Annotated in this window: 19 protein-coding genes; all 19 read right to left on the reverse strand. The window is 49.2% G+C overall.

Annotated features, from left to right (window positions below; all coding sequences use genetic code 11):
• Positions 1-94: 94 nt before the first annotated feature.
• Entirely contained in the window at positions 95-862 is a 768-nt protein-coding gene (locus IE064_RS00580; protein ID WP_189615469.1) for a DUF6651 domain-containing protein, read from the reverse strand.
• A gap of 99 nt (positions 863-961) precedes the next feature.
• Positions 962-2,149 (reverse strand): hypothetical protein, encoded by a 1,188-nt coding sequence (locus IE064_RS00585; RefSeq protein ID WP_189615478.1) that lies wholly within the window; start codon positions 2,147-2,149, stop codon positions 962-964.
• Entirely contained in the window at positions 2,149-3,684 is a 1,536-nt protein-coding gene (locus IE064_RS00590; protein ID WP_189615480.1) for a DUF4055 domain-containing protein, read from the reverse strand. Before IE064_RS00590 ends, IE064_RS00585 begins: the two co-directional genes overlap by 1 nt.
• Entirely contained in the window at positions 3,684-4,970 is a 1,287-nt protein-coding gene (locus tag IE064_RS00595; RefSeq protein ID WP_229799816.1) for a terminase large subunit domain-containing protein, read from the reverse strand. Before IE064_RS00595 ends, IE064_RS00590 begins: the two co-directional genes overlap by 1 nt.
• On the reverse strand, positions 4,957-5,415 hold the full coding sequence (locus tag IE064_RS00600) for a DUF2280 domain-containing protein (RefSeq protein WP_189615484.1): 459 nt from the start codon (positions 5,413-5,415) through the stop codon (positions 4,957-4,959). The genes IE064_RS00595 and IE064_RS00600 overlap by 14 nt, the downstream gene beginning before the upstream one ends.
• Positions 5,416-5,428: 13 nt before the next feature.
• Positions 5,429-6,046 (reverse strand): putative metallopeptidase, encoded by a 618-nt coding sequence (locus IE064_RS00605; RefSeq protein WP_189615487.1) that lies wholly within the window; start codon positions 6,044-6,046, stop codon positions 5,429-5,431.
• A gap of 71 nt (positions 6,047-6,117) precedes the next feature.
• The gene (locus tag IE064_RS00610; RefSeq protein WP_229799817.1) at positions 6,118-6,348 is read right to left on the reverse strand and encodes a phage holin family protein; all 231 of its coding nucleotides are present in this window, start codon (positions 6,346-6,348) and stop codon (positions 6,118-6,120) included.
• Between the two features lie 113 nt (positions 6,349-6,461).
• A complete protein-coding gene (locus IE064_RS18345) occupies positions 6,462-7,052 on the reverse strand; it encodes a hypothetical protein (protein ID WP_189615491.1) in 591 nt (196 codons plus the stop codon).
• Positions 7,045-7,566 carry a glycoside hydrolase family protein gene (locus IE064_RS00620; RefSeq protein WP_189615493.1) on the reverse strand — a complete coding sequence of 174 codons (522 nt, stop codon included), beginning with the start codon at positions 7,564-7,566 and terminating at the stop codon, positions 7,045-7,047. The genes IE064_RS18345 and IE064_RS00620 overlap by 8 nt, the downstream gene beginning before the upstream one ends.
• A gap of 352 nt (positions 7,567-7,918) precedes the next feature.
• Positions 7,919-8,494, reverse strand: a complete 576-nt coding sequence (locus tag IE064_RS00625) for a TIGR02642 family protein (protein WP_487391170.1) — start codon at positions 8,492-8,494, stop codon at positions 7,919-7,921.
• A 15-nt stretch (positions 8,495-8,509) separates the two neighbouring features.
• A complete protein-coding gene (locus IE064_RS00630) occupies positions 8,510-9,202 on the reverse strand; it encodes a hypothetical protein (RefSeq protein WP_189615496.1) in 693 nt (230 codons plus the stop codon).
• 39 nt (positions 9,203-9,241) lie between these two features.
• Positions 9,242-9,769 (reverse strand): single-stranded DNA-binding protein, encoded by a 528-nt coding sequence (locus IE064_RS00635; protein WP_189615499.1) that lies wholly within the window; start codon positions 9,767-9,769, stop codon positions 9,242-9,244.
• Positions 9,770-9,776: 7 nt separating this feature from the next.
• On the reverse strand, positions 9,777-10,076 hold the full coding sequence (locus IE064_RS00640) for a nuclease domain-containing protein (RefSeq protein ID WP_189615501.1): 300 nt from the start codon (positions 10,074-10,076) through the stop codon (positions 9,777-9,779).
• A 153-nt stretch (positions 10,077-10,229) separates the two neighbouring features.
• Positions 10,230-10,706: a DUF1367 family protein gene (locus IE064_RS00645; protein WP_189615503.1), complete on the reverse strand. Its 477-nt coding sequence runs from the start codon at positions 10,704-10,706 to the stop codon at positions 10,230-10,232.
• Positions 10,694-11,167 (reverse strand): RuvC family protein, encoded by a 474-nt coding sequence (locus IE064_RS00650; RefSeq protein ID WP_189615505.1) that lies wholly within the window; start codon positions 11,165-11,167, stop codon positions 10,694-10,696. Before IE064_RS00650 ends, IE064_RS00645 begins: the two co-directional genes overlap by 13 nt.
• Positions 11,164-11,652, reverse strand: a complete 489-nt coding sequence (locus IE064_RS00655) for a hypothetical protein (RefSeq protein ID WP_189615507.1) — start codon at positions 11,650-11,652, stop codon at positions 11,164-11,166. Before IE064_RS00655 ends, IE064_RS00650 begins: the two co-directional genes overlap by 4 nt.
• Positions 11,649-11,993, reverse strand: coding sequence for a hypothetical protein (locus IE064_RS00660; RefSeq protein ID WP_189615509.1), 345 nt, complete (start codon positions 11,991-11,993; stop codon positions 11,649-11,651). Before IE064_RS00660 ends, IE064_RS00655 begins: the two co-directional genes overlap by 4 nt.
• A complete protein-coding gene (locus tag IE064_RS00665; RefSeq protein WP_189615511.1) occupies positions 11,983-12,711 on the reverse strand; it encodes a replication protein P in 729 nt (242 codons plus the stop codon). The genes IE064_RS00660 and IE064_RS00665 overlap by 11 nt, the downstream gene beginning before the upstream one ends.
• The gene (locus IE064_RS00670; protein WP_189615513.1) at positions 12,708-13,571 is read right to left on the reverse strand and encodes a hypothetical protein; all 864 of its coding nucleotides are present in this window, start codon (positions 13,569-13,571) and stop codon (positions 12,708-12,710) included. The genes IE064_RS00665 and IE064_RS00670 overlap by 4 nt, the downstream gene beginning before the upstream one ends.

Below are 13,571 nucleotides of genomic sequence, written 5' to 3' on the forward strand. Positions count from 1 at the left end.
TAGCTCCATTCAAAAATTGATTAACAGTTAGATTTTCCGGGCCATCCAACCCACGCGCCGCCAGTCATCCAACTAGCGGCAGATTTGGTAAGCGTTACTCGGTAAGAGATCCGCCTTCTTGCATAAACTTAGATTGACCGTGAGCGTCCAGAGATCCGAATTGCTGACGGGTCATGGTTTTAGCGCCACCGCCTGCCCCGTTATTCCCATTGGAGCCGCTACCGCTCGCACCAGAACTTTTCAGGATATGGTCTTTAAACTGATACGCGCCAACAACCAACTCGATGGCTTCATCTGGTGATGCGATTTCACCAGGATTGGCGCGTGAATAAATCTTTTGGCCGTTGTTGTCGTAGCCGACGACTTTTCCATCTTCGACTTTGAGATTTTTTCCAAACAGTGACCTAGCAATTTCAACGCCAGCCGGGCCAGGTGCAGCAAACTTTTCAGCAATGAATTTGGAGCTATTGAAAGCACCACCTATCAGGTAATCATTGATCTGGCCTTTCAATTTCTCATTTTCAGAAGTCAGCGTTGTTTTTTCTTCATCGAATACACGCTTCATTTCTGCTTTAACTTTCTCGACTTCTCCAGCATCAAGCAGCTTCTTATCATCAAAATTTTTGATAGTTTCAAGCGCCTTTAATGCTGCTGCCGGATCGGTGATACCTGCGAACTGCTTCAGGCTTGTTTCAGCGGCTTCTTTGGCTTCTCGATGAGTCTTAGCCTCTGCATTCAAGCGCGAGATTGTCGCTACAGTGCCAACAGCATCAAACGGCACTTCTTTGCCATCGTCATGTACATAAACTGGCTTGCCATCAACAACAACTACGTGACCTGCTTCATCAAGTTTCAATTTCATTGGTATTGCTCCGATGTTTGAGCCATCCGGCCCAGTGCGCCTGTGTCCATCCGGATTCAGGCAATAAAAAACCCGCCTAAGCGGGTTATGTGATTGGTGCTATTCACCAAATATCTGCCGGAACGTATCAGCGTCCCGCATGCGTAATTCATCAATCGTGTATTGTCGCCCGCTCTGCGGGTCCACAAAACGATCCAGCGTGTACTTGCCTTCGGTGTAGAGCTTGTAACGGGTATTTCCTAACCACTCGCGCTGAAAGTCTGTGCCTTGACCTGAAAACCATTTGCTGTAGGTGGTAGATCCAGGCACTTGCCCTACTTCCAAACCAGCTTTTTCACGCTGATTCTTTGTCATATCGCCAATGCTGCGGAACTTGCTCACACCATCGCGTCCTTTGACCTTTAGCGCGGTTACAAACGGTCGATTTCCTTCAATTTCACCATCGTATGACGGTATTTGCTTTGTGCGGCAATGCGGGTGATAAGGTGGCTCAGGATGCGGCTGATTTGCATCATGTAGGCTACCATCAATGCTTGCGCAGTATTTCGATGTGCGGCCATCGAGCGTAGCTACATCAATAACGTAGGGCGCTCCCAGCATCTGATAGATATTACTGTACGCTTGGCTACTCAGATGTTCACGCGCAGTACGTACCAGCATTTCAGCGCTGTTACGCGCCTGCTGAGTGATGCCATCTTGAAAGTTTAATGCGCTGGTACCGCGCACTTGCTTCACAATGTCAGAGGTTGTCAGGCCAGATGAAACGCCAATTCTGACGGTAGAAAGCAACAATGCGCGTTGGTCAGTTGTGTAATCGGCTAGCAACTCATTCATCAGCTTTCCGCCATAAGGCTTACCGCCACTAAACGGCTTACTGATAGCTAACTGGTAAAAATCAGTATCAGGAACTTCTGGCGCATCTTCGAACACAGCGCTGATAACACTAGCCATATAACTGGCTTCATAAGCAGCATAGCTTGACGCTGTGGCCGTCCATGCGTCATTAAGCGCATTGCCTGCACCGCTGGCGTAACCGTCGATAATGTCGCGCAGCTCTCGCAATCTAGCAGTTGTGAAGTTGCCAGAAAGAAATCTGCTTTTCTCAAAGTCGGTGAGTTCATCGAGAATAGCTAACAGCTCTTTTGCGGTTGAGTTACCAACTTTTTGCAGTGACTTATTAATGTCATTCACAACGGCGCTTGCGGCTCGATGCTGATAATGGCTGTGGATATCAAGCGCGGCGATTATCGCAAGCTCAACAGCCTGCAATTCTTGTTCTGTAGCCATTAAACACCACTATAATCAGTTGGGTTTTGCACCTTAGCTGATTCAGACGTCCAATCGCCATCAGGCACTTGGCCTTTGACGATGTAGCCCCACAGCGATTCAGGACTGATAGCGCCAGCGGTCTTGGCTGTGATTAGCGCAGACAGCACTTGCGGATCTAAACGTGAGCGCTGTTCATTAATGCGCTTAACTTCATCTCCCCACTTGATCGAGTCAGAAAGTACGCCGCGGCGCTGTACTTCTTCGAAAAGTGTTTCAACACTGATTTGTCCATTGTCGGCCATGCCTCTCAGCACGGGCAGTGTGACCTCTGGTGCATAGTCAATGTCGTAGTTACCATCGATAGTGACATGCCCACCTTCTGTCTGCCCCGTCCACTCGGCGAAGAACTGCAGCATCATCGAAACCGCATCAGCAAAGTTATTGCCCATCGTTTCGAGCGGGCTAGTTTTTTCGTTGGCCTCTTCGTTTGCCTGCGCTGCGGTCTTAACTGCATTGCTTTCGCGATACAGCAAACGCGCCCCAGCCATACGCATTTCATCAATCAGGTCTTGTAAGTCTTGACGCCCTGCTTCAATGCTCTTACCGGTGTGTTCAACGAACTTTAAATCAGCGCCATCGCCATTAATGCGAACCGCTGAAGATGAACCAACTGTCATTTCCCATGGGACGAGTTGACCTGTCGCTGGGTTTACTGTATCTCCAGCATTTACTGCCGCCAGAATTGGTACCCTGGCTACGTGAAGAATGTTGCGCTGGTCGCTTTGGCTCTGCCAGTGAGTTACGTTTAGATGCGCAAGTTCCATCAATGGAGGAACAGCACCCATGCCGCCGAAGCGCTCACCTGAATAGAACTGAACCAACGGGATGTGGTTCATGGAAAATGTGCCTTCTCCATGTAACGTCCAACTGCCGCCTTCATCCTTACGGAACGTGCGCCACTTGCCAATCTCAAGCACTCTGATTTGATCAACAACAGCTGTTCCAAACTCACCATCATCTGTTTCAATTTTTTCTTTGAATCGGAACTGAGTTAATACTCCATTAGTGAAGCGCCAGCCGAGAATGTTATCCGGGTGAATACCAACTGCATACGGACGCACACCAGCCTGTTTTTCTTCTGCCTGAGTTGTAATGCCTTCTGTTGGAGGGAAGTCCACCAGTACATGCCGCAATCCAAAAGCCAGTCCTAGCTTAAACCATTCATTGCAGAAAACCGCCAGGTTGTTGCCTTGTTGGTCGATGTTGTCACACATCAAAGCAATGTTAGCTGGCACATCGTCACCGAGCGCAATGCCATTAGAGAAAACGCGCCCGGTCATGTTCTTAACGGTTTCAGCGAAGGCTGGGAATAACGTTGAGCGACACAAACGGTCTTTGTATGCTTCATCCTCTTCTTTCGGCCACTTCGGCAGATATTTAACGCCAGCATCACGCATAGCACGGGTGCCTCCCAGCAATGCGCGAACAATCTGCCAGTCGCGATCCATTTTATTAACCGTTTCAATGGCGGTATCTGGTGATTCTATGCTCATTACATCCTCAGTGCGGTTTGTGATGTTGTCGGCCTGATGATTGGGTAGCGCTTAGCGATAAAGTAACCAACCGCATCATTTGGATGGTCAAGACCGCCTTTCTTATCTGGAGCACCGCTTTCGTCGTATGGCTGTTGCTCAAGGCATTCTGTAAGCGTTGGGCAATTGTCGGTATTAACCAACCACCTACGTTCTAAATTGCTGTTGAGGATCATGCCATTCACGGCATTAACACGGTCTTTCACTGCCGGATTAACACCATCTACCACGATACTGAATCCAGCCTGTTGCAGAATGCTTAAGTCAGAAACGCTAGCACCTTTAGTGCTGGTGTTCTGTCCGCTTGCATCTGGATAAACAACTATTTGATGGCCTTTATCTTTAAACTCTTCTTTGATGCGCTTGGCCATTTCAGGCGTATCTCGAACTTTCGTTAACTCGGCCAGCGTGAACGGACGCCCATCTCGAATAACGCTTATTTCAGCGGTCATATTCAACACGTTAAAATCCATGCCTATATGAAGCACTTCATTCTGTTTGATAGTCTCGTTAGTGTGATTTAGCGATCGGCTGAACTCAGGGTATACAGACCCGCTCACCAAGTTAGTGAACAAGCCTTTCAGATAGGCTTTAATCAGTTGAGGCGGATAAGACGCCATCAACGAATCAATATAGTCATCTGGTAAATTGGCTTCGTTGTCATACGTGCTTGCATGAATAAGGCCATATAGTTTTGCTAAATCTGGCTTGTCGCGTAGCTGCTTAACAAACTGCTGATAAACGAACTTAAACCCTTCAGGGGTTGTCGTTACATCAATACCGTTCTTGAGCCCATCAACCTTGTAACGCATACGGGCGATAATCTTTCGCCACGCCATTTCGGCTTTATGCGCGGCCATAACATCGAGTTCGTCAACTAACGCCTGCCCTATCTTGAAACCAACAATTGAGGCTGGCTTTTCCATCGAACGGCAAATAATCGTGTTGCGGTACTTGCGTCCGCTGTAAAGGTGAACCTCTTTGTTACCCTCATTAATTTTTGTATTCAGCCCCCAGTCGAAAGCCGCTTCCTCGACTGTGGGATAAAAAATATCGCGGATCTGTGGGTATGTCGGCGCAAAATATCCAGCGTTAACACCAGGCCACTCCCAAGAGTGTTTGAATAACGATCCGCATCCAACCCAAGTTTTTCCGCTGCCGAATCCAGCGACGAAAGCTCTGAACTTGTGCGGCAACGCTAGGAATTGTGCTTGCGGCATATTAAGACTTGGATTAATCGTCGTCACGGATCCGCGCATCCTTAACGCTGATTTCTACTTTCACGGGCTTTGGCAGCGACTCTTCTTCGTCATCTACCACCTTACGCCTGTAAGCATCACCAACTTCCTTCGCAGCCTGCTCCAAGAATGCGGCCGTCATTTTGTAGTTCTTGCGGCCCTCTGTGTCAGCCGCCATTCTGTCAAGAACGCGCAGCCGATATGCTTTGTTGGCAATGGCAATATCGGTGATATCGTCGTTGAAGCGCTTGCGGGTCGCGTAGAACAAGTCGCACAGCCGCTTAGATAGGTTTTTACCCATCTTTTTAGTGGGATCGTACTGCTCTACATGCTGACGTATCATGTCGAGTCCAAACTCTTCCTTGACCTTTCTGGCAACGATAGCGGGGGTGTCATAACATGCCACGCACTGGACGATGAACACTTTAACTTCTGCCGGTAGCGCTCTTTTCATCGTCCTGCCTTTCCTACGCTACAGCGCGGATGCAGGTTCCACACGCTCGCGCGATATTTGATTTAGCCACTGTCGGCTGCTTATTTGCAGCTGCGACCATTTCTGCAACGCCTGCGCTGGCACCATAGCGGCGCACAATGTCGGTAAATTCCTCAACATCGTGTCCGCGCATCGTCAGCACTGGCATGCCTTCATCATTGAATTTCGGCTCACCATCGATATCAACGGCCTGAGCGATGTGATACAGCTCATGTTCAACCAACGCGCAAAAGTCAGTATCTGAGCACTCGGCGCTGTAATCTGCTGCTACAGTGATTAAGAATTTCGGAACGCGACCAAACCATTCGCGATATTGCTGTTCGAGTCTTACCTTATGCCATCCGCCGGCGCGTAGCATCACCTGTTCGCATTGACCTAAAACTACACGACCTTTCTTTTCAAACGCCGTTGACGCCCACATGAACTCGATATCAGAATCAATAAGGTGTGCATGCTGTGGATTGTGCAGCTCGCCAGTTTCGGCGAGGAATGTTTCGTGGGCCCACGCCTTAAGCTCTGGTGCTGGCGCAACAACAGGGAATAGAATGGCCTCGGCATCCAACAGTGATTGTGGTGGCGTTGGTCGATTCATCTGATTACCTGCTGATAAAAATTGGTGCCGGGTGCATCCAGCAGCGGCGCTTCACAGCGCGGCCCCGGCGGTTAACTTCCAGTGTTTAGCTGCTTCATCCGCGCAGCATGAAACTCCTGATCCATCCGTAGCCGCTCTTTGTCCAACTTGATCGCAGTAAGCCAGCGGCGGAACTGAACAACTCCGAGAATCAGCGTAACAGCGATGCCGATTAGCACCGCTACATTATTTACTGATAACCAACCGCCGATTGCTGTTGATAGCGATGCCACATACGTCCAAAAAGGCGTTGATTTATCCATAATTCTCTCGACTATTCTCATAGTTGCGGCCTCCGGTGGTGGCCAGTGTTCAATGTTGCTTTAACTCAGCTTTCTTTCCCGACTGCCACTGCTCTAATGCATGCCAGCCCAGATTACATCTGCCAAGATCCGCATACAGATTCGATATCAGCGACAGCATTGCTGGGTTTGAAAGACAGCGGCCTGAGCTTTGCTGTAGGCACTGGATTACTTGCGGATCCAGAATGGTTACGTGGCACCGCGTTATCAATGCTTCCGGCGTCAGTACGTAAACAATCTGCGGTGTCGGGATGTTGCGCACAATTGGCGGCGTTGACGAGCAGCCGCACAGCATCATCAGGCACGTAATCAGCGGCCCAGCTTTTAGTGTGATCATCGTTTGAATCCCGCAATAGTTTGTCGATGCGCTGCTGCAACTGCGTGTTTGCTGCGGTGAGCTGTGATTTCGACTGTTCGTTATTTTTGATGGCTGCGGCCAGCGCGTCACGCTCGGCGATAGCGTCCTGAGTTTCAGTCACTGCGGCTTTAAGCTCAGCAGACAGCTTGTTGGAGTCGTCCTGTAAAACCTGTTTTGCAGCGTTAGCGTTAGTCAATGCTGTGGTAGTGGTTGACAGGTCAGCTTTGACCATCAGGAACATTCCAAGCATTACAAGCAGCGCAATACCTAGCAGCGCCGTGGCCTTCCCTTTTAAAAATTCAATCATCGGTTTTCTCCTGTGCATCAAGGCACGTTTTGTGGCGTTTCAAGTTGCGGGTATAAACGCCATAACAGCGCTTGTTACCAGGTGTTGAGCAGTCATATCCTGCGACAGTCTGATACTGCGGCAGCAGCAGCGCATCACATGCGATAGCGTGATTACCGTTTATCAAACTGAATCGCATAGGTGAGTCAAGCCACCTGCCAATGCCGTACTGGTACACCCAGTCGATGTAGTTGTCGTATTCTGCCTGTGTCATTTCGACACCGGGAAGCGAGTCGCGGAAGCGCTGTTCGTCTTTTGAGATATGGGACTGCGCGGTTTGCAATGCCTGAACCGGGGTCAGTTTGTCCCCGGCTTTAACCGGCGTTCCGTCGATGTGATACGTTGAGCCAAACCCGGCCGTTGGCCTGTCGCCCTGAACTGGGGGACTAGCAACATCAATCCAACCCTCAGAAACAACCAGTGCGATGAACCCTGCAGCTGACAGACTGATTCCGCCGATTGCTAGTCTGCGCATTTGCTATCCCCTGAAACGGAAAAGCCCCAGCGAGTGCTGAGGCCTGAAAACGAAAAAACCGCTCAATTAAGGCGGTTTATATGTATTTGGTGGTACTTTCCCACCCTAGAAATATTCAATCACTGTAGAGGTTTTGTGTCAACAACTGATTTTAATAAGTCAATGGCAGTCTAGCCGTCTGTTATGTGATGGGCATCAAATTAAATTTGATATTCAAAGTAAATCAACATGGCGCAACACAAGAAAGCCAAGTACACACATTCAACTTGGTGAAACCATATGCCTAGAGCTGAGAAAACGCCTACATTTACCGTTAGTCCTATTCTGATAATGGTTTTTATGTACTGCTGCATTATGCTACCTCACGCCATAGTCGCATCAACCGTTTGCACTCGCGTTCTGCTTCTCCTGACTCCTGCCATAGCTGGTTAACGCAGTCCATGTACTGGTCATAGTACATCTGAGTGAATACATCCTCTGTGACTTCACGCTTGAGTAATACAGATATCGTCTGAGCAAGCTCAAGTGACGTTTTCAGTATGTGACCTACTCCATAGCACCGCTTACACAACACTTGCTTTGCCGAGCCATTCCAGTTGCTGATGTTGTACCCGCGGCCTTTGCACTTCTGACAGATGCGAGTACCGCAAACTTCATCAACGGCCATTCGTGCTAGCGCTTTGGCTTCCTGCGTTTCTACATCATCTTGAAGCAGAGCAGAGGTCAACGTTTCTCTCAGAGTGAAAGCGGCCGGTTCGATTCCACCAATCCTTGCCTCTAGCACCTTTATCCCAACTGGAAACTTACCCTGGGCCTGAGCGATAAGGTTTAGCGCATCATCCTTGGTAAACACACCGCGACCGCTGATAACTTGCAACGGCATTCCGCGCGGAGCTGTTAGCAAAAACAAGTTGGCTATAGAAATCATCGTTACCCCCAAGAGTTAAAACTCACGCTCTTTTTCCATACGTCTGAGGCATTGCTCAACGCTTTCTTTTGGCAGCATGTCATAGTTACAACCTATACAGCCACCTTTCCATGTTCCTGTTTTCTCTCCGACCTCTCCGTCAAACTCAACACTGAGTTGTGTGCATGTCATTTTTATAAAAGGTAGCCACTTTCTATGCCATTGGCGCTTTTCGATGAAGCACGTGGCTTTTCTATTTTGAATATCACCAGAATTGAGCTGATATGTGTAATCAAACTCTTGGCGATCTATATTTTCATTATCCAAAGAGCCGCTACCGTCCTCCCATTTCCCATCTTTATTTAGAACTTTATAAAACTCAAACACGTAACTCACAAATGGTGCATCCCAAGATTTATAAATCCAATTCCATCTCCATATAATGCTATTTTCAAAAACGTAAAATCCGTAAGTTGGACATTCGCAAGATAGTTCTCTTTTCGTTTTTAATGGCAAAACTATGTGAACCACGCCCCATATAAAACAGAAGCTAAACGAGTATCTTGGATCGAAATATCCACCTTGATTGACTCTTAACTCCAATCCAAAACGCGGAGCAAAATAGCCCCACTTAAAATCTATAGAGTCACTATTAATGCGCCACATAGTTGTTACCTTAGCCAATATCCGCTGCCACCAGTTAAACTCGTGTTTGTATGTTTCTTTCATGGCTTACTCCATTAGCAAAAAAAGTAAAATTGGTGTATTTCAGAACGGGATATCATCCTGCCAGTCATCGTCCAAATCTGGCGTGTAGTTTTGTGGCGCTTGATATTGCGCTGGTTGGTTTTGCTGTGTCAGCGCAGGTTGATTCTGTGCCAGTCGCTGTTGTTGCGGTACCCGATGTTGTCCTTGGTGCGCCTGGGCTTGGTAACCGTTATTTGATTGAGCGTCACTTGACTGATGACCACCAAGCATTTGCATATTTTCAATAACAAACTCTGTTGTGTATCTGTCTACGCCTTGCTGGTCTTTCCACTTGCGAGTGCGACATTTTGCGGTGACAAAGATTTGCGAACCTTTGCGCAAGTATTCACCGATAATTTCTGCCAGCTTGCCAAATGCCACCAGCCGTACCCATTCAGTGTTCTCTTGCGGCTGGCCTTGTTTATCCTTCCACTTGCTGCCAACTGCCAGCGATATATTAGCTACTGCATCACCAGATGGCTGATACCGCACCTCAGGGTCATTACCCAGTCGCCCGATAAAATTGCACTGATTTAAATCGTTAGCCATACCAACCTCACTCAACTATCAATAATCCGGCATCAAACAGCCGTTCCTGTGTTTCTTCCAATGCCCGTAGTAGTTCAGGCTGCAAATCTTCAACGCTCATGTGTCGAGTTCTGCGATCCACTTCTGAGTGGCATGCTTCACAGGCATACACGCCAAAGTAATCAGCACACTTAATCCCCATCCCGCGCCGATGACCAATATGCGCAAATACCACGGTTTCATTGTTGCCATTGCAGATACCAGGAAGCCGCACGGTGCATGACTGGCCTTTAGCGCTATCGGTAATGTGTTTGCTACGCGCGGTCATAGCTGACAAACTCCCGACAAATCACATAAACAATGCCATCGACTTCAGAGTGTGGACGCATGGACCTGAAGTTTAGATTTGCGCAATTATCCGGACGCTTTACGCAACTCATGCACATACTTCCCTTAGGCATGTATTTCTTTTCCTGCTTCATCATGCAAACCTCAATATCTGTTCAACTGCGCTATCAACTTCCTGCGCAGACTTGAATTTTCCGTACAGCACGTTTAGCAACAGCACATCGATGCTGGCGCTGTAGAGTGCATCAAATTCAATGTCGTCCATGCTCGCAAAGCTGATTGATTTGGCCCGGACGCGCACACTGCCGTCTGGGTACCCCACTACGTCATAAAATCCGGCCTGAACGGCTACCCAGCGGCGGAACTCGTCAAAGTTTTTCGCTGGAGTTAACTGTTGGCCGCGATACTGCACTGGTTGCGGCTCGAAATAGTCAAATGCCATTGTGAGCAGCGCCATGTACTTGCGGTGGAATTTCCCGTTACGCGCTTTCTTGAAGTCAGCGCGCACAACATCACCGGTTTTCAGCTTCTGCTGAATCAGTTCGGCATCATTGGCCGCCAGTGGCGCCAGTTGGCCGTTAGCGGTTTTGATTAGTGCTAACTCCGCCATGACTTCACCTCAGCATTACCCCAGAGAGCTATCATCGCGGCATCGCGTTTGTCTTGGTTCGTGCTTTTTGGACCGCCATTCCAACCTGTCAACTTGCAGAAATATGCGTGGTTTTCTTTAGCCTGTTTTTTTACTGGCCCACGTAGCGGTTTAACCATGACTGGAGTAATACCTTTGCTTTTTAGTTGCGCGACAACATCCCTGCAAGACTGCTTAACCTGCCCAACGTTCTGAGCAATTTTCAGCATTTCAGCGCTACCGGCACCCGGTCTTACATACGTTGGTTTTGAAGCCTCTACATCCTCGATTTTTACGATGATTTCGTGCGCAGCGGCCAAGCCCACGATGTACTCAATCAGTTCTGGCTGCGGCATGCTGCGCATCTCAATAATTTTTTTTCCGTGGACTAACGCGAAACCAGGCTTGCTAGCATCCGGGTCAATGCCGATCACGTAGTTCATGCGGCCACCTCGTCAGCTTCCCATTGTGCTAAAAACTCATAGGCGCCCAATACGGTGATAATGCGGTCCACTTCCTCCATAGGCAGTTCTTCGCCTGTCGGAACGGCTATCCATGCGGCGGTTAACCGGTGCATTGGATTGCATGCTTTTAGCAACTGCATGTGCAGCTCGTTGCAGTGTTTGGCTATCTGCGCTTGGGTGATTGGGTGAGGCGCAGCAAGCTCTTCAGTACGCATGTACTGCTGCCCGTCCTGTCGGCGGCAGGTTACCGCACAGAGAACGCTCCAAGGCATCGGCGTATCAGAAATCGCCAACGCAGTAGGCTTACCAATGAACTCTATTTTTCCTCGCTTGCGATTCCACACCTGCACTTTGCTGTCATTCTTCCCGGCAACAAACACAACGACTAAATCACGCAGTAATGCCCGAGCAACGTTGTAATACCGTTTAGCTAGGGTTTTGTGTGGCTTACTGGATTTACTCATAACCCACCCCGATACTTACGCGCTACGGCATCCAACCATCTGTTAGCCTGCTCGCGGCCACTGCCATCCCAATAAATCCGCTCGTACTGCTCTGCTGCAAAGTGTTTCAAGTGCTCAGGAATGCAACGCATCCGCTTGGCTATCCAATGTCTGTCCGATACTCCACCACGGCAGAAATACATGATCGGCATTGTTTTCAGCGGTGATAGTGTTCCCACGTATGACGGCAGCGGGAAAACCTCGATGGTAGCGTCATCGTTGGCGGCACCAATTGGGCTGTTTGCGGCCTGCAAAAACTCAAATCCGTCCGGCGCATCGGCTGGCAAACGTTTAGCGAGCATTTGCGGACCTCCGGTACTTGAACGATTCGGACTTACCGCGTGTTCGATTCTGCTGCCGCAGTGCTGCCATGCGTTGTTCAATACTCGTCAGTTGACGATTACCATCGGCCAGGCGCTTGTTAATTTCGTCCTCGACGTAATCTCTGGCGCTGGGGGCTTCGTTGGCGATCATCTTCACGTCACGACTCGGCAAACGTTCACCCCGCTTGTCCATTGCCAGCTTGCGCAGATACACGGTCTTGAACAGGTCGAAGTCCTTGCCAATTGGCAGCCTGCGGCACTCGAAACCAACGTCAAGCCAAGTGGCATACTCAACATCGTCGGCATAGGGTTGCTTGTTGCGGCAGCGGTCGAAAGCAGCGCGGATCTGGTCGTCGTTGGATTCAGTGCCAAGGCACCACTGGATGAACTGCCCTACTGACGGCATGAACGGTTTAGGATCTTGCTGGGCAGCGGCAATGCCACGGTCAAGCTGCGACCTCTCAACAACGCCAGCTCTGGCAATGGCCTGCGTCCATTCGCGCTTCCAAGCAACAACCTCGCGGCTGCTGCTCAGGCTGTTTCGCCACGCAGGCTTGCAGGCTTTCAGGCGTTCCAGCGTGTCGCTGATAATTTTTACTACAGGGTTATCCTGTGCCAGTTCAACGCGTGATACCTCCGCAGCGCCAATCTGCTGCATCGCTGTTCCGGAGATTTGACTCAGTGATTTCACAGTCATTGGTGCTGTCCTCCAGTTGGAATTTCGATGACAAGGCCGTCAGCCCAACTGGTGTCGTCCCAGTCGATGTCTGGCGGTCGGTATCCGCCGGATCCGCCGTTATGCTGTGCAGGTGCCTTGTTTTGAGATTTGCTAAGCCAGCGCGTGATAAACGACTTGATGCCAGTGCGTGTTTTGCGGTTAGTGGGGTTTGCATCCAGCCATGCCAGCATCTGCCGTAGTTCCTGCATGACGTCCAGCGCTGGGAAACACTCACGATATTTTTTAAGGTCAGACTCTGGAACGTGGTATTCACCGTCTTTCGCCGTTAGCGGCAAAACAATCACGGTTTTTTCTTCAGTAGGTGGCGGCGAGTTTTTTAACTCGGCGCAAGATCCTTTATTCCCTTCCTTTTCCCTTCCCTTCCCATTCCCTTCCCCTGAGTAATTACCGTGACGCGTGGTTGACGCGTGGTTGACGCGTGAATCTTCATCGTTGTCTAATGCGATAGAATCAGTGTTTGCTGGCAATTCTTCGATATATTCTGGTGGTTCAGGGATATCACTTGCTTTTTCCCGGTTATTAACTACTTGATGACGCGTAAATGAAGGTATGCAACCGTAATTCACGCCACCAACTGAATACTTACGAATAAAACCACGCGTCATTAACGCGTCAAGCACGCGTGAAAAGTCAGTGTTATCCCATGGCAAAACATCGAGTTTCAGTTGGCGAGGCTTCCATACAAAACGCCCTTCACGATCGCAACAGGTAAACAGGCCAATAAATGCCAGTCGAAGCGGCAACTCTGTTTCAACTTCAGCCTCATATAAATCTTCATGCCTGAAAAGGTCGGGTTTAACCGTTCTAATGCGAGCCAT

Source organism: Shewanella fodinae (genome assembly GCF_014651955.1).
Classification (GTDB): Bacteria; Pseudomonadota; Gammaproteobacteria; order Enterobacterales; family Shewanellaceae; genus Shewanella; species Shewanella fodinae.